Source organism: Bacillus sp. FSL W7-1034, assembly GCF_038593365.1.
Taxonomy (GTDB): Bacteria; Bacillota; Bacilli; order Bacillales; family Bacillaceae; genus Bacillus; species Bacillus altitudinis.
Window position 1 is genome coordinate 2,362,869 of sequence record NZ_CP151989.1, and the last position, 22,510, is coordinate 2,385,378.

Consider the following 22,510-nt stretch of genomic DNA (forward strand, 5'->3'; position numbering starts at 1 on the left):
ATGACTGTTTCTTATTGTAATTGAACCGGCAGATAATCTCTGTCATGGTGCAGTAGTTCGCTTACTTTCACAAACTCATAGCCCCTTTTCTTTAGTTCAGGTACGACTTGCTTCAGCGCTTCTACTGTCTGCTTACGATTTCCTCCGCCATCATGTAAAAGGATGATATCACCGCCCTGAATATTCTCAATAATACGGCTGGCAATTTTGTGTGCACCTGGCCTTGACCAGTCCTTCGGATCTTGCGTAAAGGACCACATCACGACATCGTATCCTTGCTTAGAAAGAATGCGGAATGACTTCATCGTCAAGCGCCCGCCCGGGGGACGAAATAATAAGGGTCCGCCAGGCTGGAGAGAAGCGATATGAGCCGCTGATTCTTTTAATTCTTGTTTGATTTCTTTCGATGACAAAAGGTCAAAATACGTATGGTTCATCGTGTGATTGCCAAGCTCATTTCCTTCGCTCACAATCCGCTCTGCGAGCAGGGGATATGCATGAATACGGCTTCCGATGACAAAAAAGCTGGCATTCACTTCATGCTCTCTCAGTACATCTAGTATTTGATTTGTGTATACCGGATGAGGCCCATCATCAAAGGTTAACGCAATCTTTTTCCGTTCCTCTCTCATGTCCCAAAAGGCTCGTCCCGTTTTTTCTAGGTCGATTCTTTTTAATGTACGCGCCTCTATGTTACCAGGAACAAAAGCGCATATTACCAATATACATAACAAGATATGCAACCCTTTCATCAGACCGCCTCCACAGAACATCATTTCACATTAAATTGCCCGCTTTCTGATGAATTCATTCAAGTTTCGTGATCGTCTACGCTTCTTTTTCACATAAAAAAAGCCGGCCCATTAGGCCCGCTTTTTGTCTCACGTTTGGTTTCTCTCTTCAACTGTCGAACGTTGCTTAGAATTCATACAGACACTCTCCTTCTTGAATTTGATTTTGAGCCCATAGCAATTTTTGATAATACTGGTTGGACTTCTGGTATTGTTGAGAGGTTTCTAAGGCTGTCGCAATTTCTAGTGAGATATCCTCTATATAAGAGTATAGGCTAAGTTTTTCCAAATAATCAATGGTTTTTTGCAGTTGTTCTTCATTGATTTCCTGAACATATAAAGCATCCAGATACTCAAACATATGACAGAACAGCTGGTCTTCATGCTTCTTTGCGGCCAATTTCCCATCCTCTAATATGCGCCTTGCTTCAGTCTGCTCATTTTGTCTAAAAAGCAGCTTGGCCAGTGTATAAAGTGTATGAGGCAGCGTGGGAAGCAGCTCTTTTTTGGCGAGGTCAGCCGATTCGGTTAAATATCGTTCTGCTTCTTCTCGATAACCTAACTCCCCGTAACATTTCCCTAAATTATAGAGTGCTGAGCTATAAATGCGCGGGTGATCAATTTCGGATGCGAGTTGTTTCGCCTTTTTCAAGTGAGGCAGTGCTCGATCTTTACGTTTTAAATCTTGATAATTTCCCGAAATGACAAAGAGGCACTGAATAATGCGAATGGAATATGCATCATGCTGATCGTATATTTCAAGCGCTTTTAAAATATGGTGCATGGAGACATGCGTTTGTTTCATTATATAGTAGGCTTCTGCTACTTTAAAATGAAACTCGGCCTGCTCAATATCATCAAATACCATAGACAGCTGTTTTTCTGCCATGCGATAATATTTGACGGCCTCCAAATATTCTTTTTGACTAAACTCATGCATGCCACGAAAAAATGCATGGTAATAATGCAGCATATCAGATAACTCATGATTGGAATTTTCGATTTTATCGACAAGGTTAGATACTGAGAAAGGTTGATATTTTGAAGGGTGTATATAGTCGAGCATAATTTGGTGCCGAAAACACATGAGCTGATAATAAATCAGTAAATGCTGGTCCTCTTCCATACGTTCAATTTCCGCTTCTACTTCCGCTTTCAAGATTTCCGCATCTGGAACACTGAACTGCCGTATCATTCGATACCATTCATTAATTTTCATACCGACATGTGAAGAAAGAACCTTCCCCATGTTCCGAAAAAACCCCTTCCTTTTCGGTCTAATATTACATATTTTAGCACGCTTCTAGGCCGCCAAGCACCGCAAAGAAACCGCAAACATATGAGAGGGGCAGCAAAAACATACGCACAGAAGCACGTTTCTTTCAAATAAGATGATTTTTTCATCGTACAGACACAGACAATCCTTCCTTCACATACATTTGAGGATATAGGCAGCGGCCTAAACATGGTGGAGGTGAAAATCGTGACAGGAGTATTTACAGCGATGGGATTGATGGTCAAAGAATTGGTGTTTTTAGTGTCCTATGTCAAAAACAATGCCTTTCCACAACCCCTTTCGGGAGATGATGAGAAAAAATACTTAGCCCTTATGGCAGAGGGCGATGAACACGCAAGAAACATGCTGATTGAACATAACCTTCGGCTCGTCGCCCATATTGTCAAGAAATTTGAAAATACCGGGGAAGACGCTGAAGACCTCATCTCCATCGGGACGATCGGACTCATTAAAGCCATCGAAAGCTATTCCTCTGGAAAAGGAACAAAGCTGGCAACATATGCGGCGCGGTGTATTGAGAACGAAATCCTCATGCATTTACGCGCACTCAAAAAAACAAAAAAAGACGTCTCTCTGCATGACCCCATCGGTCAGGATAAAGAAGGCAACGAAATTTCATTAATTGACGTCTTAAAATCAGAAAATGAGGACGTGATTGATACCATTCAGCTCAACATGGAGCTTGAAAAAGTAAAAGAATATATCGACATTCTCGACGGCCGGGAAAAAGAAGTGATCGTCGGCCGGTTCGGTTTGGACTTAAAGAAAGAGAAAACGCAGCGGGAAATAGCCAAGGAGCTCGGAATATCGCGGAGCTATGTGTCCCGGATTGAGAAGCGAGCGCTGATGAAGATGTTTCATGAGTTTTACCGGGCAGAGAAGGAGAAGCGGAAACGGGAGAAGGGGAAGTGAAAATGAACTTCCCCTAACTTCTAACAAAAACAGACCTTATTAGGTCTGTTTTTTATTTCGGCACTAAGCTACTGTCTCGCTGCATTTCTTTTGATAATAGCTGCCGCCTTAGCCCTCAAGAACAATGGCAAGATTTTGGTGATGAATTTTGGGTCATGCACTTAGACATGAAGGAAATCAACTGATTACACCCCACTGTTTAGAGAATTGTGGAAAATGAAGGACAAACGGTTTGCATATAAGTTTTGTATTTCAACTTTTATGTTTAGAAAAATAATAGCTATTCAGACTTATAATAATTTCACAAATGAAATATCAGCACTTTTTAATGTTACATACGAATTCACCACCGAACGTTTCGTGACTTTAAACCCATGCTATAAGTCATGAATTATTTTGTCTTATTTTGTCGAAAATCATCAATTTAATATTTTTTATATTATAATGTTTCCTGTATTACTAAAATGTGTATATAGAAGGGTGCAGACTAATGAAAAAAGCTAAACTAATTTTATTCTTATGCTTTATGGCAGTTCTAACTGCTTGCGGTAACACTAACAGTTCAACTGATCCAGCAAAAAAAGAAGAAACGAGCAAAGAGGCTTCAAAAGAATCAGCACAAAAAGAGAATAAACCAACGTCAGGACGCTTATCAAAGATTGGGGAGTGGAAGAAAGATAAAAATGGTTCTACACTGACTTTGAAAAAGATAAACGACAAACAAAAAGAAATAGATTTAAGTCCTATTAAGATGAAAATACAAGATGTTAAAGTTTTTGAATACAGTAATTTAGGTGAAGACGATAAAGAGCTTCTTTCTGATAATCAATATGAAAAAGATAAATATCATAGAATACAAATTACTTACACGACTGAAAACACTTCCGATAAAGATGTTTTGTTTTCTGGTGTTAAAGTTATTACCACTAATACAAAAAAACAAATTGAAGTCAATGAGTCTAATTTGTATACGGATAAAGGTGTTGGTTCTTTTTATGGTAAAGTCGAAAATGAAGGTATGGTTGTAGTTCCTTTACTTGTAGATGATGTTTCAGATTTGAGCTCAATCACACTTCACTTAGGAGATGTATTTCTAAATGACGAACCTGAATTATTGCATGATGGGGCAAAAGTGAAATTCGATTTTTAAATTCTGCACCCCCCTTTTGACTTTAATAATGAAATCCTCATGCATTTACGCGCACTTAAAAAAACAAAAAAAGACGTCTCTCTGCATGACCCCATCGGTCAGGATAAAGAAGGCAACGAAATTTCATTAATTGCCTTCTTAACATCTGAAAATGAAGATGTGACTGATACCATTCAGCTCTACATGACCGGTCCGGTTTGAAGTTAAAGAAAGAGAAGGCGAAATGAGCAGGGAATTTTAATAGAAAACATTTTGCAACAGAACAGGCCTTATAAGGTCTGTTTTTATTTGTTTAGGCTCTTACCATTTATGAATTATCTTTTAATTTTAAAAATGGTTTCAGTATATTTTTTTGCCCTTCAAATCTGAAAAGTATATAATTAATATACTTGTATGACAAATAAAGAGGGGTGATTTCTATTACATTCAATCCTGTTTCCAATAAAAAATTATACATACAAATTTATAATCAGATCCTTTCTGAAATACAGTTAGGCTCTTTTCAAATAGGAGATAAACTTCCTTCAGAAAGGGAATTATGCGAACAATTTGGTGTCAGCCGCGCACCTGTTAGACAAGCCCTCAGTGCACTAGAAATGAATGGTATTATTTATTCACGTCAAGGAGAAGGTGTTTTCGTTAAGAGTACGACCATACACAATGAAGGGTCCATCTCTATGACATCGGCATCACCTGAGGATATCGTGGAAGCTAGAATGCATATCGAGCCTTTAATTATTCATTTTGCTGCTTTGAGAGCGACTGACGAAGATATTTTAGAACTGAAACAAACCATTAAAAAAATGGAAGAAGAAACACATTCAGGTGTATACGTCCCGGCAACTGACGAGCAGCTACATATGGGAATTGCAAAAGCGTCACATAATGATTTATTCATTACCTTTATGTCTTCCATTACGAATGCTATGAAGCAGCAGGAAATGTGGAGGTTTATACGTGATCGAACCGTTACCCGTTCTGACTATCGTGAGGTCAACTTTCAGGAGCATAAACTGATTATAGAAGCACTCGAAGAACGGAACGCAGCAGAAGCTGTGAAACGTATGACTGCCCACATGCAAAACCTATATGATCGATATTGGAAAAGCTAGGATCTTCCACTTCCAAATAAGACGCATACAACAAGTAGAAGCCTTGCTGTTATGCGTCTTTGTCTTTTTAAATTCATTTATTTTCCGATGCTCGGCACCCTTCGCATATTCCGTATAAGACTTTAACCCCTTCAGAGCCGTAAGCGATGTCAATGATTTCTCCACATTCCCGGCAAACGATCGTATTTTGTGGTACATTTGTCTCTTTTTCCATGAAAATTTCAGCTCCAATCGTTTTATCCTCATGTATTGTCTCGTTTTCTTTCAGAACTTCTCCTGACAGCTAAATCACCACAATATTTCCCCTTACTACTTCCATCATAGTTTTTTTTATGACCCTCGTTTAAATAGACTTTTCTATACTGGATTTTTCTGTACTTGCTTTTACAACTAGTGCTTTTCCTGACTGTTTAACTAAAAACACAATAATAAAAGAAGCCAGTATCATACTAATACCTAAAAAAATCATACTGATGTGAAAAGAACCTGTGACATCCTTAATGTATCCGACTATATATGGCCCAAAGAAACCGCCAAGATTGCCAATACTGTTGATTAGTGCGATCGCTCCACCGGCGGCTGCTCCTGTTAGAAAAGAAGGGGGAATGGCCCAAAATGGAGAATAAGCACCAAAGGCTCCGCACAAGGCAATGGTTAAGAACACAAAGGATAAGATCACACTGGAATTTGCTATATAACTGCTAATGATCATGGCCATCGCACTGACAGTTAAGCAGGCAGATACATGCCATCGCCTCTCGTTTTTCTTGTCAGAATGATTCCCGACCAGCACCATTACAATGATAGCGACGGTATACATGAAACCTAACAGTCAGCCCATTCCCTGCGTACTTAAGGAAATGGTGTCAGATAATCCTTTAGAGATTGTCGGCAAAAACATATTGATGCCGTAAAACCCAACCATCCAGCAGAAATAGCCTGCCGATAAAATGAGTACATCTCGATCTTTTAAAGCTTGAGTAAATGTATATCGCTTGACCTGTTCTTTTTCAAGCTTTTCTTTTGTTGTGACATGAATCAGCCACTCTTTTTCATCTTGATTCAGCCATTTTACATCTTCAAGTTTGTCATCCAAATAAAAGAATGCAATTACTCCAAGAATGAGTGCTGGAATCGCTTCTAAAATAAACAGCCACTGCCATCCAGACATATCCAGCCAATCAACACCTAATAGAAATGTAGAAAGTGGTGCACCTAGGGCATTCGCTCCCGGAATCGCCAGCATAAATCCAGCAATGGCTTTGGCATGATGTTTGGTTTGATAAAAACCGCTCAAATAAAACACCATACATGGATAAAAACTAGCTTCTGCTGCACCCAATAAGAAACGTGCTGTATAAAACTGCCATGGTTCTTGGACAAAAGCCATTAAAATCGCAATAATTGCCCATGTCACCATAATTCGGCTGATCCATTTACTCGCACCGATCTTTGCCATAATGGCACTTCCCGGAACTTCTAATAAAAAATACCCTAAAAAGAATATTCCAGCCCCAAGTCCAAATACAGCATTTGAAAATCCCAAATCTTCATTCATTTGAAGAGCAGCAAATCCAATATTCACACGATCTAAAATAGCGATAACAAAACATAAGGATAAAAATGGGATAAGGCGAAGTGTAACTTTACGAGTCGTCGACTTTTCTAATGCTTGTTGATTCAACATGATTCCCCCTTCAAGTTGCTTTGTCCAACTGCGTGAAGATGTCTAAATGGCATGACATATTTTTATTAAGCGCTTACAAAATATCATTTCATCAATCATTTTGACTGTGACTCTACTTCCTTTTTATTTAAAATAGAGTCAGGCATGTTCATGTGCCTGCTCCATTTCTTTCTACTAGTCCATATGTGAACCACCATTGATATCGATTTCTTCTCCTGTAATGTAGGATGCTTCTTTAGTAGCCAAAAATGTAATGGCGGCTGCGATTTCTTTCGTTTCACCTGGTCGGCCAAGTGGTATATTATCAATTACTTTTTCGGCTTCATCGATAGGAAGTGACTTCCAAATATCCGTATTCACAAGGCCTGGTGCCACACAATTCACTGTGATACCATCTTTCCCTACTTCACGGGCAAGGTTTTTAGAAAAACCTAATACTGCTGCTTTGGAAGCTGAGTAATGTGCTCCTCCAAATACGCCTCCTCCCCTTTTAGCCGATACAGAAGACAGGTTGATAATACGCCCATATTGCTGCTTGATCATTGGTTCTAGCACGGCTTGTGTACACAAGAACAAACCAAACATATTTACATTAAATACTCTTGTCATATCTTCAAGTGTCATGTTCTGAACGGTTACTTTTTGAGAAATACCTGCATTATTCACCAATATGTCAATGCGGCCAAACGCCTCAAGCGTTACAGCCACCATTTGATCAATTGATTCCTTATTTGTTACATTTACTACTACGCCTAACGCTTTTCCTCCGGCTTTTTGAATGGCTTCTACTGTGAAGCGAATCCCTTCTTCATTGATATCTGCTACCACGACAGCAGCACCCTGTTTAGCAAGTGTTAGAGCGATTGTTCGGCCAATTCCTTTTTCAGAACCGCTCCCTGTTACAATAGCTACTTGATTGTTTAATGTAAACATTGTAAATAACCTACTTTCAAATGTGATTGTTCAGCATGTCTTTTGCTGTATTTATGATGTTTTCGATTGTTATTCCATTTATTTCTAAAAGTTTTTCGTAAGGTGCAGATTCTCCAAAACGGTCTTGCACTCCGATCCGTTTGACTTTTCCTCGACCTTCTTCTGCTGCTACTTCACATACAGCACTGCCTAATCCGTTCAAAATGTTATGATCCTCTACAGTGATCATACGTCCAATATCAAGACACTCCACAACCGCCTCTCGATCTAGAGGTTTGATCGTATGCATATCTAAAAGTGATGCTTCAATCCCTTGTTCTTCTAATTTTTTAACCGCTTCCAAAGCAAGATATACTGTATCACCATTTGCAATGATCGCAATATCTTTGCCAGACCTTAATTTTTTGGCTTTTCCAATCACAAACTCCTCATGTTCATCATAAATCATCGGCACAGCATCTCGGGTAAAGCGCAAATACATGGGGCCATACGTATTCGCTGCCTCTTTGATCAATTTTCTCGTCGAATAGTAATCAGAGCCCATGATGACCGTCATGTTGGGAAATGTTCTTAAAACGCCCATATCTTCTATCGCTTGATGACTTCCACCGTCATTTCCCGGTGTCAATCCTCCGTGCGAGCAGGCAATCTTTACATTCAAATTCGGATAGCATATTTCTTGGCGGATTTGCTCTGCCATGCGCAGCGAGCCAAAAACTGCGTAAGTGCTTACAAATGGAATTTTTCCAGTTGTCGCAAGACCAGCTGCCAGCCCGGCACCATTTTGTTCGGCAATTCCAACGTTCACATGCTGATTGGGAAGCTGCTTAATGAATTCTCCTGTTTTGCATGATTTGCCGATATCAATATCAATCACGTAAATATGTTGATTCTCTTTTCCTAACTTAACAATTTCATCACCGAAGGCTTCACGTGTCGCTTTTTTCTTAATGACCGCTTTTTCAGTTTGGCTCATGATCTCAAACCTCCTGCTAATTCTTCTAATGCTTGTTCATACTCTTTCTCATTTGGCGCAACACCGTGCCATGAGCAGATATTTTCCATGTAGGAAACGCCTTTGCCTTTAATCGTGTCTGCTACAATACATTTCGGCTTTCCATTTTTCATGTTTTTCACTTGATTCAATGTTTCGACTATCTCTTCCATCGAATGTCCGTCAATTCGCTTTGTTTCAAACCCGAATACTTCAAACTTCATTTCTATGTCTTGCAGCGGCATGATTTCCTCGCAGAAACCATCAATTTGCAGACGGTTATTGTCAACAAAAACAATTAAATTATCAAGACGATATTTGACTGCGGTTTGAACCGCTTCCCAAATTTGTCCTTCTTGACATTCGCCATCGCCTACCATCGCAAATACCCGATAATCTTTTTCATCCCGTTTACCCGCAAGCGCCATACCAACCCCACAAGAAAGTCCTTGGCCTAATGAACCTGTTGAAATATCAATTCCAGGGCATTTCTTCATATCAGGATGACCTTGGAACGGTGAACCGTACTGTCTCAATTTGTATACGTTTTCAAAAGGGACATAACCTTTTAGCGCTAAGGCAGCATATTGAATAGGTGCAACATGGCCTTTCGATAAAACAAAACGATCTCGATCTTCCCAGTTAGGATTTTGAGGATCGATATTCATCTCTTTGAAATAAAGGGCCGTGATGATATCAGCAGCTGATAAAGAGCCGCCAGGATGCCCCGATTGCGCTTCATAAATCATCGTAATCGCCGTTTGTCTAAGTTCAATCGCTTTTGCTTTTAAATTCGCCAAACTTACATCTTTCACTGGATCACCTCATTTTATTATTTGAAATCCAATCTTATATTCTTAGTTACTTGTTCACTTGTATGACAAGTAATTTATGAGAACACTATACAATTCTTGCAAGCATTTGTCTATCTATTTTTTGAATTTTTAAACAATCAATGCAGATTTGTATTAGATGCTCTTTAGATTACATAGAGCAAAATTTTAGAAAAACAGTATCCAACATAAAAAAACATCACTCGTCATTTTCATTGAGTGATGTTTCACATTCTGTATTTATCTCACTACCCCGTTTTCTTTTAAAAAACGCTCAAACAGCTGATTTCCTTCCTCTTCAATTTTGTCATCTTCAATAGAATACTCGCCAATCAACAGCCCTAAATCTTCATATTTTTCATAATGCTTTAAAAGCGTTATCCCATACCATGTATGATCAAAGAATAATTGCCACTTTCCTGTTTCTAAACTCTTAAAAAACACTCCTTCAACATCAAGACCCTGTTCGTAATAGCCAACATGTACATGCATGGTATCATCTAAACGACACATTTTATTCTCCTTCTCGTTCCCCGTAAGAATTTATAGATCTTGCTGAAAATCAATCGTCCTCAACTCCACCCATTCAACACTATCAGGTATCGATTTTGTTTTTAGAAAATGTTGAACGATTTCATAAGCTTGATGTCGATCGACGTAGCTGCATGAAGGTACATACAATGGTGCGCCTGCAACGACATGCTTGATCGTTTCTATCTTCTCTACTTTTTTAAAAGGAACCAAAAAATCTGGATATCTCATGAGAAAAAAGCCATAAGGTTCATGATAAAAGAAAACAAGACTTTCCGTTTCCCAATCTTCATCCACTTCAATAGAAGATTCTCCATTCCCTTGTTTCCAATAGTCTTCACCCTTATGGAAGAAGATTTCTTTCATCCATTCTTCTCCTGGATTTTCCACTGGAGCACCGGTTGGTCCATAATACAAAAACATTCCATTCTCTCCTTATTCATTTATTGATCCCTTGTTCTCTTTCCTTCAAATGTGTAAAATGCACGCGTCTGTTTATTTAATTTTAGCATGCTGAATAACTGTGGATTTAATTTTTCAGCATCCTGGATGCTTACCCATTTTACTTCTTCAATATCATGATCAGGATCTAAAATATTCATGTCTCCCCCGATGATTTCCGCAAAAAACGTAAAAATAAGTGCATGATGCATGTTATCTTGAAAAAGTATTTCTCTAACAGAATGAAGTTCATTTACTTTGATCACATATCCTGTTTCTTCTCTCACCTCACGGATCACAGCTTGCTGCAGATGTTCTCCTTTTTCCACTGCACCACCGGGAAACTCCCAATAACCTTTCACATTTTTCACCATGAGAATATGTTCATCCATGTCATAAATCAAAGCTGACACCACGTCTACTCTCTTCAACTGAATCCTCCTCACCCATTGTCGAAAATATAAAACGAGCTGTTCATATCAATCTTTTCTCATTATACTGTATCCTTGTTACGAAAGATTGGAGGGCTTAGCTCGTGGATCATTATGCTCTTATTGATTGTCCAAATCAGATTTACGAGGAACATCGTCTCTCTTTTGAGACAATTCAAGGAGTCAAACGAGAAAATCATTGAAAAACAGACAAGTAAAAAACCTCCTTCATTTAGCAGGAGGTTTGTTTATTTGATTCTCTTTCAATTGTTTCTCATCGTATAACAAATATCTGATCCGCTGTAGATAATGGAGCGCAATGTGAACGAGACAGAACATAAGCCCGATCATTGAAAGTATATAGATGGGCAGCATCAAACGAGGTACATTGTTTATGACAAAAGCCAAACCAACCACTGTCAGCATAACGAGACTTATAAATCTTATCAATACCATTTGAAGTCCCCCTTCATATTCACCATAACAGATTTTCCCTTTTTTTCATGACCTGCCTAAAAAAAGATGCGAATCCGCTAAGATTCACACCAAAAGGGGTATTACTTATTCGACTCACTTCTCTTCTCACGCGCTTCCTTCCACTGCTCAAGCTCAGATACCGTCAATAATTGATATCCTTGTTTGGTGAGTTCTTTGATAATCGTGACGGCTGCGTTGGCTGAGGTGTCATAGATGTCGTGCATTAAGACCGTTTCACCGCTAGATGCATGGGCTAGAATGTAGTTCGCAACGTATTGGCTATTTCGATATTTCCAGTCTTCAGGATCCACATCCCAAAGGGTCACTTTCATGTGAAGAGCTTCGTTGATTTGTCCATTTGTCCCGCCATATGGTGGTCTAAAATGAGTCGGTGTGAACCCGCTCGCTTTTTCAATGATTTGCTGCGTGTCTTCTACTTGTTTGATGGCTTGTTTTAAAGGGAGTCTTGTGAGCAAAGGGTGGTTATAGGAATGGTTTCCAATTTCATTTCCACCCTTTCTGATTTCACTTAACATATCGGGATAATACTGAACCCTGCTGCCTAATACAAAAAATGTGGCATGTCCTTTGTTCTCTTTTAATGCTGTTAAAATTTTTGAGGTCGTTGATGGATTGGGCCCATCATCAAATGTGAGTGCAATGGCTTTTTGATTCGGATGAAATGTGGATGTTTTCGGCAGTTTCACAATCTTTCTTGTTGGAATCGGTTCTTTTTTCTCGTTTTTGTTCATTTCTTTCTTCATATATTCAGGTTTTAATATTCCTTTCAGCAGTGTTTTCTTAATCGCTAACACTTGAGGCCCTTGATGATTTGGAGCGATTTGTCCTCTTGGAAAGTAGAATTCGATATAGCGATCCTTGATGGCAAAATACTGATAGTTCTTCGCCGCAGGAGACGTTCCCTGTTTGAGCAGCGGCTGATTTTCAGCTAGCGTTCGATCTTTTTTTAATTCCTCAAAAGTCATATGAGATAATTTTTGAAGATTGTCCTTCTTTGATAGAAAGATATCGTTGATTGATAAAAATGTCTGTTTCTTGAAATCAAAGTTCATCACCTTCGTTTGATTGACGCCTTGCTTTCCGCCCTTCACTTCATATGTATTGAATTTGATTGCGACTGTTTGCTTGGCATAATGAATGATCTCATAATCAATGTTTAATTCGTATCGTTTTTCTTCATTGACATCACTCGCTTGACTAAATGATGTTTTAAACTTTTCTAACGCTGTCTCTGCAAATCTTTTGATCTCCTGATCTAGTTTTTCTTGATGAAACAGCGGATAGTTGACAGCATATCTCATGAATTTCCCGTCATTCACAAGTGTGACAATTTCAACTTGTTTGTAGCTCGCATCTTGTTCTACTTTTTTTCTCTCTGTCCCGCTTGCTTGCTGGTTATGATAAAACGCAGCGATACCGATGACGATCGCAAGTCCACATAGGACGAGGCTGATCTTCCCTTTCGTTGGCACAATGATTCTCCTCTCGTGATGCCGTCCTGTCTGGATGACGTGTGTTTGTAGGATAGACTTTTCGCAGCCCCTTTTTAGTTTGCAAAAAACACATTTGTCACATTTTCGACATATTTTACGAGAGACATATAAAAAGGGCTTGATCGCTCAGCCCTTATTTTTGCATATACAGTTGGAATAACTTAGTTTCTTCATCAATAGAGCGTGCCTGGTCAAAAGCTGCTCTGACTGTCTTTGAGTTGTTCACCAGCTCATACAGCATGGTGAGAACAAAAATAAATGACGCATTTCCATCAATGTAGTCATCGGGCGCTGTATAGGATATCGCCCCTGTTTCTAAAAAAGCTTCTGCCACCTTTTTTTCGCCTAGTGTACAGCCTGTACATATAATGTGGACTCCATTTAACGAAGCATACCGCTTTATGTCATCTGCATCAAAAGCAGCACCTCTCGGCTCACCCTCTTCGTATACATCTTCTCCTAACTCCGGCATGAGAAACGCTCCTTCTTCTCCGTGAAAGGATAAAAGAATGAAATCCGTCTCGCCTCTATTCCTCCCGGATAATACATCAATCAGGTCATTCGGTCTGCCTATCCAATGCATATCGACTTTTGCTCCAAAGTTTTCAAGTGCTGCACGCAGCGCAAAGGATTCCAGCTCACTATTTGGTCCGGCTGCCAATGTGATGCGCATGACTGGCTGGCTCATTTATATCCCCTCCAAACGATGATAAACATAGCACCATTTTTTCCTCATCTACATAAGCACCATTTATTTTTAGTGCTTTTTCCTCTACCACATACGACTTAAATCCAACAGACTTGTAAAGATGTTTGGCTGAGTCGTTTGTTGTGACCACTGTTAAATACAGTTGTTCGATATCTTTTCTTTCGCGCGCAAAAGAAAGAACTTTTGTCAGGAGCGCTTTCCCAATTCCTTTTCCACGGCCATTAGCCTTTACATACATCGCTGCCACATTGGCACGGTGCTTTAATTTCTGCAAGGTTTCTTGTATGAGTGTAACCGAGCCGACCAGCTGACCTTGATGAAAGGCGCCGAATGTCCACATAGATTGTGTAGAGGCAAAACGAGCCTTATATTTATTCTTCGTATCTAGCTTCTCTTCCTCGTAACTCATAGCAAAACTCTCTGGATTTAATCGGAGTGCTTCTAATCTCAAGTTCGCATATTCTTGAGCATCTTCTGGTGTTAACAATCGAATATTCAGAAAATCGCCTCCATCAGAATGAATTGATACTTCCAATTTTATCTTGAAAGGCGCTTTTGATCAAAGAATATTGGTTCATTTACATATAGCACATTTCTTATAGACTTTTAGGCTCTCTTTCGTTTTTGTGAAAACAAGGTCATTTTGATCATGTTCACTCGATATTTCCTATCCAAAACGATTCTTTTCTCACTTATCTTTTCACTTTTTTTATATTAACCTATAACTAATTCATAAAAAAAAGAAAAAAAAGGATTGATATGAACAAAAACATATCATAAGATAGAATAGTAATAAAAAGACAAAAAAGGGAGGAATTTGATATGACAGAAACAAGAAATGAAATCAAACTACATGTTCTTTTTGGTGCTTTAGCAGTAGGATTCCTTATGCTAGCTCTTTTTTCCTTCTCGCTACAAGTACTGCCAGTTGCTGATCTAGCAAAAGAATTTGGTATTCCAGGCAGTGTTGCCGCTGTAGTTCTTAATGTGGTTGAAGCGGGTGGAGCTGTCACTACAATTGTCTCCATTTTAACTGCTGTAGGTTCAGGCGGTCTTTCTCTTATTGCTGCGGCTGGTAAAGAGACAATTCGTCAATACCTTAAAAACGAAATTAAGAAAAAAGGCCGTAAAGCCGTTATCGCTTGGTAATTTATTTAACGACTCAATAGAAGGAGACTCTGTTCTCCTTCTATTTAAATTTTAGTGCAGGTGAGAAGATGTTATATCCATTATTATCACTACTTCTATCCATTAGACTGGAGCAACAGTATTCTAATATCGCTCAGTTCGTTATACGAAAAATTCCATTTCTCAAGTCGTTTTCATCAAAACAGTACATATTTTTTTCTTGTATTCTTGATATCATATTCGGATGCATGATTGTATTCGTTATATCTTCATTTCTTTACTCCCCCGTCTATCAAATAGAATGGGAAAGTGCTTTTGTGATGTTTTTATTTCTATTTTCTATCGTCAAAGGAATTGAATCTTATAGAAGAACTCATCTTCTTCCTTTTAAAGAATTGATACAGCTAGCACCTGTTTCCTCTAGACAACTTTTTCAAACGCTTCTGTTTTCAGAATTGATTTGGCTTGTGTTTACGAGTTTGAGCACTTATTTGATCTATTTTTTGTTCCAATATGATATTGTTCAAACACACGATCTGGCATTCTGGTTAAAACATGTCAATGTGATGCTGACAAGTATCTTCCTATTTATCATCAGCAATAAGATATTCGGTGCTTATATCTATAACATCGTCGTGAAAAAAATCGGGGCTATTCGTGTCCTCTTTTTTGCAAGCATCGCTTTGCTTTTTTTCTTTTTCGGAAGGGTTCTCATATTAAACATCATTTTCCCTTTTTATCACACCTTCCGGCAACTATTTCAATCGATCTCATCGCTTGCAGAGGATTCGTTTTGGATCACTCTTTCAAACAAGCTGATCTCTTTATATCAACATGATCTTCAGCAAATGCATCATGCTTTATTTTCAGATGGCTCTGTTTTTCTACAATTTCAAGCTCTGTTCCATTCACCTATTACATTGATTGTTGTGCTATTAGGTAGTGCGCTTGTCATGAGAAGTCCTGTTCGATGGATTCCAACGGAAAAAGATCAAGACCAAAGCTCAAAGCATTTTCGGGATTTATTTTATTGGTACTTTCAAGTACTGCATAAAATTCAGGGTTCGCTGTTTAGACAAAATGTGTTGATCCAAAAAGACATCAAGCTGCTGAAAGAAAAAAGGTGGCTCTTATCTAAAGAATTTTTTAATTATATGTTCATGTCATATGAAGCCTTCTTTTATATTGGTGTTTTTACCGGATTGATCTCGATCATCGATCATCAAGCCTTGCAAATTCAGCTGCTATTCACACTCAATATTATGATACTAGCGAATCAATCTTATGAGATGAGAATGCTGACACCTTCTATTTTTGCTTTAAGTGCTGAAAAAAAGAACATTTGGCTTTACGAGCTTTCTCAAATATCTCTTTTGCAATTTTTCTTATCAAAAATCCAGTTATTTTATTGTTTATTTTCCATACCAGCGCTCTTTTTACTATTCATTAATCTATCTATTATGACTGTGTATCAACTGTTTCATGTTCAGATGCTCATTCAACTGGTGGTATTAGGGGTTGGCTTTTTCATTTTTCCTTTGATTCAGCTTTACTTGTTTCCATTCACAACGAAATTCAATTTTATTCATGAGCATGAAATAGGGACAACAAATGAGGAACTAGAGATCATCGATAAAGGTCAGGCATTTGCAAGAAACTTTCTTGTTCTGCCTTTTATGTACTATTTGATTTTGACCTCTTTTCTCCCTATATTGCAGCAATCCTCAGGGCTCGTAAACGTGCTGTTCGCTATATATTTTGTGATCGTTTCAGTGATTTGCTGGATATTATGCCGCAAGACCATTTATAAAGGAATTGAGTATGTTGAAAAAAATAAGATATTTTCTATCGGAGAATAGATTGATTCTACGCCTCGGCTATCTTTATGCCAGTGTATTTATTGTAGCTTTGCTCATTGGAAGTCTCCTTCCTTATGATCAGATTCCTTATTTAAAAAAGGATGAAGACATGTTTTTTCTCTCTATTTTTTCAAACAATTTACAGGTTGGGCTTGCCATTCTAGGTATCGGGGCTTTTACTGGCGGCATTATGTCTGCTGGCATTCTTTTTTATAATGGCTATATCATTGGAAAACTCATTCAGTTTTTGATAGCTCAGCATGAAGTGCAGCAGTTATTCACTGGCCTCATGCCACATGCTTTTGTTGAGGTTCTTGGTTTGATCCTATTTTCAATCGTCAGTGCTTTTCCATTTATTTATCTTTACCGGTTTATGAAAGGTAAGGCCATTGATGTAAGAAAGCTGACTCGGACTGTGATTCAGTTAATCTTTGCCGCTGTAGTGCTCTTGTTGATTGCCTCTCTTTTAGAGGAATATGTCAGCCATGTACATCTATCTTAGAAGAAAGGAGAATGTGGTTCTATGGAGCTACTTCTACGCCCTAAGCAATTTTTCAACCAACATCAATCGACCAAAACTGTTATAGGCTTAGTCTTACTATCTTTATTTGTTTCAACTGTTTTTTTAACATTTTTCATTATTGATTTGTTAGTAGAGGAACCATTATCTGCGGGAAAACAATTAGCCAGCATTGTGTTTATCTTTTTACTGACAATCCCACTTTATTTCATATTGAATTTTCTCGGTACTGTCGTGACTTCAATTTATATGTACTTTTTTCATAAAACGTTTATTTTGCGCAAAATGTATTTTGTCATCTTGCTTTATAATGCGTTTCTTCTATTAGTGAATAGCGCAGCAATCTATTGTGTGATGGTACTCGATTTAGATCATTATTTTATCTTCATCCAAGCGGTTTCGTTTTTGATCAACTTGTACCTTTTACGCATCCTATATGATGGGATCATTTATTATGCTAAAGGGTCAAAAAAAGCCGCCCTTGCGACCGTCATCTTGTATATGCTGGTGACCACTGTTTTTGTTATTGGAGGATTTATCAATGGCTAGTTTGCAAGTGTCTCAGCTATCTTTTCGTTATGAAACAACTGAAGAAAGCTCTCCCCTCCTTGATCAAGTATCCTTTCATCTGAAAGAAGGTGATCGTGCTTGTATTATCGGAAAAAACGGCAGCGGTAAATCGACACTTTTAAAGATCATCGCAGGTCTGCTTCCTTCAGTATCCGAAACGGTTTTACTCAATGAACAGCATCATCCTGGGTCAGCTCTTTATAAAGGGTTGGTCGCGTACATCCCAGATAAGCCTTTGGTTTATGATGCGCTGACTGGTATCGAGCATATGACTCTTATACAGTCGCTATGGAAAATGAATCAGTCAGAAAAAGAGGTATACAAAAAGACCTTTCTCTCGCTTTGTGATGCATTTGATTTAACTCATGCACTTAAGATGCCTGTCAAACAATATTCACTAGGTATGAGATATAAGCTTTTCTTTAATTGTATGGCGGCCAGATCACCAGAGCTAATCATTCTTGATGAACCTTTTACATCTCTTGATGAGGCATCTCAAATGCAGTCTATTTCTTTATTAAAAGAAGAATTCTCTGATCAATGTGTTTTATTTACAAGCCATCAGCGCTACCTTTATTCAGAATTAGGAAATCGTTTTTTCGAGCTTGATCACGGACAACTAAATGAGCGTTAAACATACAAAAGGCATCCCATCACAGGATGCCTCACTTCTTTATACCATTATCTTACCATTTACAGCGTTTGACCGGGCGGCAGCAAGGATTTTTGATATCGCTGCCACAGTCATATTCTTCCACAATATACTCATTTCGAGTAGATTGCGTCACAGGGTAGTAGTTTTCAATTCTTTTGATGTTTTTATTGACGTTTGTGATATGAGTTGGATGAATTTTTCTAATCGTTTGTTCATTTGTTGTCGTGTTGACAATTTGACGTGTAGGGGATACAACCGTTTCAACTTCTCCATGATTCCCTCTGCGAGGCCCAAAGAAAAAATTGTCTAATCGATTCCGGCTCATTCTCAACACCCCTTCAAGTTGTCTTTCACTTACACTCTATCGTATGTCAGAGGCACGATCAGTGATTAGATGCTTGTCTATTTTTGAAAAAATCCGCTTGTGATCTAGTAGTCTCTTTCTTTACAATAGGACAATTTTAACATATTATACAAATGATCTCTTGTGAAGGAAAGGACATTCATTGATGACGACAAGACATAAACTTTTTTCATTTTTCATCCTGCTCGTCGTAGTTATCACCCTTCCCTTGCTGTCGCCTATGATTTTTACAAATGCGACTGAAAGAGGAGCGATACGGCAGGCCATTTATCAAGAAGGCTACCCTTACCAAAGCTATTTTGCTATTTTGCAAAAAAAGGACGATGTAGACCCTCAATATGGTCAGCTGTATGATGTGTATTGGCAGGCTTGGAAAAGCGAGACAGGAATGACACCTTCCGTCTGTTATTCAAAAAAGATAGAAGACCATGAATATAAGGTCAGCTGCGGAACTGCACCATAACATTTTTCAATAACTTTAAAATTAGAGGTGAACGATTTGATCAACACAACACAAACCATCGAACGAAACAAACTGGACATTGCACTTGAACTGACGCAATTGCATTTGAATCGATATGAAGCAAATCATCCTGATCAGCTGAGTGAAATTTATGCGAAATATTATGCGCTTCTTGAAGTACTGGACGTATCCTCATCTGATCAATTAATGGATTTACTGCCAGATGAACTGAAACAAATACTTGATTAAAAAAGCCATCTATCCACACAGGATAGATGGTTTCCTTTAGACACGTGCAGCCATATCGGTTTCGATTTGCTCTAAGCTTCTTCCTTTTGTTTCGACTAATACAAAGCGCGTGAACAACAGGCCAATTAAGCAGATGACCCCAAATGAAGAGAAAATGACGCCAAAGCTGAATTGGTCAGCCAAGATAGGAAACACAAGGCCAACTGCTAATGATCCCGTCCAGTTAAAGGCAGAGGAAATGCCCGCTCCAATACCCCTGACAGAAAGTGGGAAAATTTCACCGATGATAATCCATGTGATCGGTGCCCATGAGAAGGCATAGCACAAAATAAAGCAGCAAAGTGAAATCAATGTGACCCAGTTTAATATGCCTTCACTCACTCCGAGCGCACCTAATGCCGCTGGTGCAAAGAAAGACAGGGCCATCCCCGTTCCCCCAACTGTGAGAATCGTTCGGCGGTCGAACCGGTCGACGAATTGTAAAAAGATTACGGTCGTCACAACAAATATGACACCAACAATGACGGTAAAACCTGCGGCAACTTGCGGAGCAAGACCTACATTTCTTGCGATACTCGTTGCATAATACACAATGGAGTTCGCCCCCTGTATTTGCTGGAGTGTCGCCATTCCGACCCCAATAAAGAGAGCCATTCGGAATTTCTTTTGAAATAATTCACGAATGCCTGAGCGTTCTTCTTTTGCCACTTCTAAAATTTCTTGCATTTCTGCTTCAATCTCTTCACGTGATGAACGAAGTGATCCTAATACTTCACGTGCCTTATGAGCCATTCCGTGTTTAATTAAATATCTTGGAGATTCAGGAAGTTTCAGCATGCCAATATAAAGCACGATCGCAAATAAAGCAGCACTTCCCAGCATCCAACGCCAGCTGTCTGGAATTGGTTCAAACACAAATGCGACGATATAGCTAAGCAATAATCCACTCACAATCATCAGCTGATTCAGGCCGGACAATTTCCCGCGAATTTTAGCTGGAGCGATTTCAGACATGTAAGCAGGCACGAGCGATGAGGCTGTCCCTACAGCTGTTCCTAAGAAAATCCGGGCAATGGTTAATGAGATTTCTTCTGGTGCAATGGCTGAGCCAAGCGCACCGACAAAAAAGATAATCGATGACACCAAAATGAGCTTTCTGCGGCCAAACTTATCCCCCATCAGACCGCTTAAAATGGAACCAATGATCGCCCCGCCCATTAATGAAGAAACGACGATGCCAAGCCATAACGGGCTGAGCTGAAATTCTTCCTGAATGTGCCCTTCTGCCCCTGCGATAATACCAATATCATATCCAAATAAGATACCTGCAAAGGACCCGAAAAAGAAGATAAATTTACTTGATACTTTTTTCTCCAAGTGGATGACCCCCCCTCACTTAATAAACCGCTTTCATTTCTCCCTGCCATTCTACCGTTCACAGTAGAATGCATTTCACCCTTCTTTATAAAACCACATATTCTGCATTCACAAGCTTTGCAAAATGAACAATTTGATCAACTGTTAAATTGAGAGATACGACTGTATGATGACCTCCGCCGTGCTTAATCCATGCTTTGATGCCATCTTGAAAGTTCGGTTTGATTTTCCAGAGGACTCGTGCCACCGGTAAATGTGGTGCTGCTTCCTGCGGCTCAAAGGCTTCTACTTCTTGAATCAGCCATTTGAAATGTGTTCCAAAATCAGCAATGGAGACAACAACGCCCTCGCCTGCTTTTCCATCAAACACAAGACGTGCTGGGTCTTCCCGGTTTCCAATGCCTAGCGGAGACACGACAATGACAGGTTTTGTATGTGCAAGCGCAGGATCTACTTCTAGCATATGAGATTGCAGCACTGCTTCCTGACCAGCAGTCATTTCATATGTGTAATCTTCCATAAAACCAGTCGATTGATGATGGCTCATCACCTTTAATAAACGATCCAGTGCGGCGGTTTTCCAATCCCCTTCACCCGCAAAGCCATATCCCTTTGCCATCAGCCGCTGAACGGCTAAACCCGGAAGCTGCTTCATGCCATGTAAATCTTCAAAGTTTGTCGTAAAGGCATTGTAGCCGCCTTCATCTAAAAAACGTTTGATGGCAATTTCATATCGTGCCTGCACTTTCACACTTTGTTCCCATTCTTCCGCCGAATAGCTCCCATAATCCACGTCATATAATGTTAAGTACTCAGCAAACAGAGCATCAACTTCTGTTTCTTCCACAGCATTTACATAGTTCACAAGATCGCCAATTCCAAAGTAATCAACGGTCCATCCCAGCTGGATCTGCGCTTCAATTTTATCTCCTTCTGTCACCGCAACGTGGCGCATATTGTCACCAAACCGAGCCACTTTAATGTGGAAGCTCTCATGATAGGCAGCCGCAACGTCCATCCAATCAGCGATTTGCTGCTTCACCTCCTGCTTCGACCAATGACCTGCAACGATTTGGTTTTGCTTATTTAAACGTGCATTGATATAACCGTACTCTCTGTCTCCATGTGCCGATTGATGGAGATTCATATAGTCCATATCAATCGTGTCCCATGGAATGTTTTCATAGTATTGCGTGACGAGATGCAAAAGAGGCTTTTGCAAAAGAGACGTACCACGTATCCACATTTTTGCTGGAGAAAACGTATGCATCCAAGTCATCACACCGATGACCTCATCACGATAGTTGACCTCTTTCATCAGCTGTGTGATTTGATCCGCACTGACCGCCAGTTCCTGCAGAATAATTGGATAAGGCAGCAAACCGCTCTCATTTAAGGCATCTGTTATCTTTTGCGCATCTGCCTTCACTTGCTTCAGTGCCTCGTCCCCATATAAGTGCTGTGACCCGACGACAAACCAACATTCTTTCTTCTGACTTGTTAACATAGAAAT

General features: G+C 39.3%; 26 protein-coding genes and 2 pseudogenes. 11 read left to right on the forward strand and 17 right to left on the reverse strand.

From position 1 onward, the window contains the following. Window positions 1-11: 11 nt before the first annotated feature. The gene (locus NST73_RS12190; protein ID WP_017358034.1) at window positions 12-752 is read right to left on the reverse strand and encodes a polysaccharide deacetylase family protein; all 741 of its coding nucleotides are present in this window, start codon (window positions 750-752) and stop codon (window positions 12-14) included. Between the two features lie 166 nt (window positions 753-918). Beyond that, window positions 919-2,040 (reverse strand): tetratricopeptide repeat protein, encoded by a 1,122-nt coding sequence (locus tag NST73_RS12195; RefSeq protein WP_007501361.1) that lies wholly within the window; start codon window positions 2,038-2,040, stop codon window positions 919-921. A 231-nt stretch (window positions 2,041-2,271) separates the two neighbouring features. Between NST73_RS12195 and sigK the strand changes: the two genes are divergently transcribed. From sigK to NST73_RS12215, 4 genes and pseudogenes are all read left to right on the forward strand, one after another. Then, window positions 2,272-3,000 carry an RNA polymerase sporulation sigma factor SigK gene (gene sigK / locus NST73_RS12200; RefSeq protein ID WP_159145846.1) on the forward strand — a complete coding sequence of 243 codons (729 nt, stop codon included), beginning with the start codon at window positions 2,272-2,274 and terminating at the stop codon, window positions 2,998-3,000. A gap of 490 nt (window positions 3,001-3,490) precedes the next feature. Then, a complete protein-coding gene (locus NST73_RS12205; protein ID WP_058336616.1) occupies window positions 3,491-4,150 on the forward strand; it encodes a hypothetical protein in 660 nt (219 codons plus the stop codon). Window positions 4,151-4,177: 27 nt separating this feature from the next. Continuing rightward, window positions 4,178-4,330: pseudogene (locus NST73_RS12210) on the forward strand (RNA polymerase subunit sigma-70); the annotation flags it as partial. A 230-nt stretch (window positions 4,331-4,560) separates the two neighbouring features. Further along, window positions 4,561-5,262, forward strand: coding sequence for a FadR/GntR family transcriptional regulator (locus NST73_RS12215; RefSeq protein WP_178930350.1), 702 nt, complete (start codon window positions 4,561-4,563; stop codon window positions 5,260-5,262). 73 nt (window positions 5,263-5,335) lie between these two features. On the opposite strand, the gene NST73_RS12220 is transcribed toward NST73_RS12215, so the two are convergent. From NST73_RS12220 to NST73_RS12275, 12 genes and pseudogenes are all read right to left on the reverse strand, one after another. Continuing rightward, window positions 5,336-5,476 (reverse strand): GapA-binding peptide SR1P, encoded by a 141-nt coding sequence (locus NST73_RS12220; RefSeq protein WP_017358037.1) that lies wholly within the window; start codon window positions 5,474-5,476, stop codon window positions 5,336-5,338. 129 nt (window positions 5,477-5,605) lie between these two features. Beyond that, window positions 5,606-6,946, reverse strand: a pseudogene (locus tag NST73_RS12225) (MFS transporter). Window positions 6,947-7,123: 177 nt separating this feature from the next. Then, window positions 7,124-7,882 (reverse strand): 3-oxoacyl-ACP reductase FabG, encoded by a 759-nt coding sequence (gene fabG / locus NST73_RS12230; RefSeq protein WP_008342528.1) that lies wholly within the window; start codon window positions 7,880-7,882, stop codon window positions 7,124-7,126. Window positions 7,883-7,898: 16 nt separating this feature from the next. Further along, window positions 7,899-8,858, reverse strand: a complete 960-nt coding sequence (locus NST73_RS12235) for a transketolase C-terminal domain-containing protein (RefSeq protein ID WP_017358040.1) — start codon at window positions 8,856-8,858, stop codon at window positions 7,899-7,901. Next, window positions 8,855-9,691 (reverse strand): transketolase, encoded by an 837-nt coding sequence (locus NST73_RS12240; RefSeq protein WP_017358041.1) that lies wholly within the window; start codon window positions 9,689-9,691, stop codon window positions 8,855-8,857. Before NST73_RS12240 ends, NST73_RS12235 begins: the two co-directional genes overlap by 4 nt. Window positions 9,692-9,949: 258 nt before the next feature. Beyond that, window positions 9,950-10,222 carry a DUF3986 family protein gene (locus NST73_RS12245; protein ID WP_056705295.1) on the reverse strand — a complete coding sequence of 91 codons (273 nt, stop codon included), beginning with the start codon at window positions 10,220-10,222 and terminating at the stop codon, window positions 9,950-9,952. Between the two features lie 30 nt (window positions 10,223-10,252). Then, on the reverse strand, window positions 10,253-10,663 hold the full coding sequence (locus NST73_RS12250; protein WP_058336613.1) for an Imm1 family immunity protein: 411 nt from the start codon (window positions 10,661-10,663) through the stop codon (window positions 10,253-10,255). A 20-nt stretch (window positions 10,664-10,683) separates the two neighbouring features. Continuing rightward, window positions 10,684-11,112, reverse strand: coding sequence for an NUDIX hydrolase (locus tag NST73_RS12255; protein WP_144679962.1), 429 nt, complete (start codon window positions 11,110-11,112; stop codon window positions 10,684-10,686). Between the two features lie 228 nt (window positions 11,113-11,340). Next, window positions 11,341-11,568 (reverse strand): hypothetical protein, encoded by a 228-nt coding sequence (locus NST73_RS12260; RefSeq protein WP_342499113.1) that lies wholly within the window; start codon window positions 11,566-11,568, stop codon window positions 11,341-11,343. Window positions 11,569-11,669: 101 nt separating this feature from the next. Beyond that, window positions 11,670-13,082: a polysaccharide deacetylase family protein gene (locus tag NST73_RS12265; protein WP_342499114.1), complete on the reverse strand. Its 1,413-nt coding sequence runs from the start codon at window positions 13,080-13,082 to the stop codon at window positions 11,670-11,672. Window positions 13,083-13,236: 154 nt separating this feature from the next. Then, window positions 13,237-13,791: a delta-aminolevulinic acid dehydratase gene (locus tag NST73_RS12270; protein WP_342473363.1), complete on the reverse strand. Its 555-nt coding sequence runs from the start codon at window positions 13,789-13,791 to the stop codon at window positions 13,237-13,239. After that, complete coding sequence (locus NST73_RS12275) at window positions 13,745-14,299, reverse strand: GNAT family N-acetyltransferase (protein ID WP_125589997.1); 555 nt, start codon at window positions 14,297-14,299, stop codon at window positions 13,745-13,747. Before NST73_RS12275 ends, NST73_RS12270 begins: the two co-directional genes overlap by 47 nt. A 335-nt stretch (window positions 14,300-14,634) precedes the next feature. Between NST73_RS12275 and NST73_RS12280 the strand changes: the two genes are divergently transcribed. The 5 genes from NST73_RS12280 to NST73_RS12300 all read left to right on the forward strand — a co-directional run bounded on the left by NST73_RS12280 (window position 14,635) and on the right by NST73_RS12300 (window position 18,523). Further along, the gene (locus NST73_RS12280) at window positions 14,635-14,961 is read left to right on the forward strand and encodes an uberolysin/carnocyclin family circular bacteriocin (protein WP_017358050.1); all 327 of its coding nucleotides are present in this window, start codon (window positions 14,635-14,637) and stop codon (window positions 14,959-14,961) included. Window positions 14,962-15,260: 299 nt separating this feature from the next. Further along, window positions 15,261-16,799, forward strand: coding sequence for a hypothetical protein (locus NST73_RS12285; protein WP_241215632.1), 1,539 nt, complete (start codon window positions 15,261-15,263; stop codon window positions 16,797-16,799). A gap of 1 nt (window position 16,800) precedes the next feature. Further along, window positions 16,801-17,301: a stage II sporulation protein M gene (locus tag NST73_RS12290; protein ID WP_024718785.1), complete on the forward strand. Its 501-nt coding sequence runs from the start codon at window positions 16,801-16,803 to the stop codon at window positions 17,299-17,301. Window positions 17,302-17,322: 21 nt separating this feature from the next. Next, the gene (locus NST73_RS12295) at window positions 17,323-17,868 is read left to right on the forward strand and encodes a hypothetical protein (RefSeq protein WP_045034088.1); all 546 of its coding nucleotides are present in this window, start codon (window positions 17,323-17,325) and stop codon (window positions 17,866-17,868) included. Beyond that, window positions 17,861-18,523, forward strand: a complete 663-nt coding sequence (locus NST73_RS12300) for an ABC transporter ATP-binding protein (RefSeq protein ID WP_243824328.1) — start codon at window positions 17,861-17,863, stop codon at window positions 18,521-18,523. Before NST73_RS12295 ends, NST73_RS12300 begins: the two co-directional genes overlap by 8 nt. A gap of 52 nt (window positions 18,524-18,575) precedes the next feature. Here NST73_RS12300 and NST73_RS12305 read toward each other — a convergent pair whose 3' ends face one another. Next, the gene (locus NST73_RS12305; RefSeq protein ID WP_008342559.1) at window positions 18,576-18,869 is read right to left on the reverse strand and encodes a CotD family spore coat protein; all 294 of its coding nucleotides are present in this window, start codon (window positions 18,867-18,869) and stop codon (window positions 18,576-18,578) included. Window positions 18,870-19,053: 184 nt separating this feature from the next. Between NST73_RS12305 and NST73_RS12310 the strand changes: the two genes are divergently transcribed. After that, window positions 19,054-19,371, forward strand: coding sequence for a hypothetical protein (locus NST73_RS12310; RefSeq protein WP_342499115.1), 318 nt, complete (start codon window positions 19,054-19,056; stop codon window positions 19,369-19,371). A 27-nt stretch (window positions 19,372-19,398) separates the two neighbouring features. Beyond that, complete coding sequence (locus NST73_RS12315) at window positions 19,399-19,620, forward strand: hypothetical protein (protein WP_224558471.1); 222 nt, start codon at window positions 19,399-19,401, stop codon at window positions 19,618-19,620. Between the two features lie 36 nt (window positions 19,621-19,656). Here NST73_RS12315 and NST73_RS12320 read toward each other — a convergent pair whose 3' ends face one another. Both NST73_RS12320 and araA read right to left on the reverse strand, forming a co-directional pair. After that, window positions 19,657-20,997 (reverse strand): sugar porter family MFS transporter, encoded by a 1,341-nt coding sequence (locus tag NST73_RS12320; RefSeq protein ID WP_007501378.1) that lies wholly within the window; start codon window positions 20,995-20,997, stop codon window positions 19,657-19,659. A gap of 85 nt (window positions 20,998-21,082) precedes the next feature. After that, window positions 21,083-22,504: an L-arabinose isomerase gene (gene araA, locus NST73_RS12325; RefSeq protein ID WP_340959320.1), complete on the reverse strand. Its 1,422-nt coding sequence runs from the start codon at window positions 22,502-22,504 to the stop codon at window positions 21,083-21,085. Between the last annotated feature and the right edge of the window lie 6 nt (window positions 22,505-22,510).

Coding starts and splice junctions, on each gene's coding strand:
- NST73_RS12190 (WP_017358034.1), bottom strand. CDS start 752: ATGAAAGGGTTGCATATCTTGTTATGTATATTGGTAATATGCGCTTTT.
- NST73_RS12195 (WP_007501361.1), bottom strand. CDS start 2,040: ATGGGGAAGGTTCTTTCTTCACATGTCGGTATGAAAATTAATGAATGG.
- NST73_RS12205 (WP_058336616.1), top strand. CDS start 3,491: ATGAAAAAAGCTAAACTAATTTTATTCTTATGCTTTATGGCAGTTCTA.
- NST73_RS12220 (WP_017358037.1), bottom strand. CDS start 5,476: ATGGAAAAAGAGACAAATGTACCACAAAATACGATCGTTTGCCGGGAA.
- fabG (WP_008342528.1), bottom strand. CDS start 7,882: ATGTTTACATTAAACAATCAAGTAGCTATTGTAACAGGGAGCGGTTCT.
- NST73_RS12235 (WP_017358040.1), bottom strand. CDS start 8,858: ATGAGCCAAACTGAAAAAGCGGTCATTAAGAAAAAAGCGACACGTGAA.
- NST73_RS12245 (WP_056705295.1), bottom strand. CDS start 10,222: ATGTGTCGTTTAGATGATACCATGCATGTACATGTTGGCTATTACGAA.
- NST73_RS12250 (WP_058336613.1), bottom strand. CDS start 10,663: ATGTTTTTGTATTATGGACCAACCGGTGCTCCAGTGGAAAATCCAGGA.
- NST73_RS12260 (WP_342499113.1), bottom strand. CDS start 11,568: ATGGTATTGATAAGATTTATAAGTCTCGTTATGCTGACAGTGGTTGGT.
- NST73_RS12270 (WP_342473363.1), bottom strand. CDS start 13,791: ATGAGCCAGCCAGTCATGCGCATCACATTGGCAGCCGGACCAAATAGT.
- NST73_RS12280 (WP_017358050.1), top strand. CDS start 14,635: ATGACAGAAACAAGAAATGAAATCAAACTACATGTTCTTTTTGGTGCT.
- NST73_RS12285 (WP_241215632.1), top strand. CDS start 15,261: ATGTTTTTATTTCTATTTTCTATCGTCAAAGGAATTGAATCTTATAGA.
- NST73_RS12295 (WP_045034088.1), top strand. CDS start 17,323: ATGGAGCTACTTCTACGCCCTAAGCAATTTTTCAACCAACATCAATCG.
- NST73_RS12300 (WP_243824328.1), top strand. CDS start 17,861: ATGGCTAGTTTGCAAGTGTCTCAGCTATCTTTTCGTTATGAAACAACT.
- NST73_RS12305 (WP_008342559.1), bottom strand. CDS start 18,869: ATGAGCCGGAATCGATTAGACAATTTTTTCTTTGGGCCTCGCAGAGGG.
- NST73_RS12310 (WP_342499115.1), top strand. CDS start 19,054: ATGACGACAAGACATAAACTTTTTTCATTTTTCATCCTGCTCGTCGTA.
- araA (WP_340959320.1), bottom strand. CDS start 22,504: ATGTTAACAAGTCAGAAGAAAGAATGTTGGTTTGTCGTCGGGTCACAG.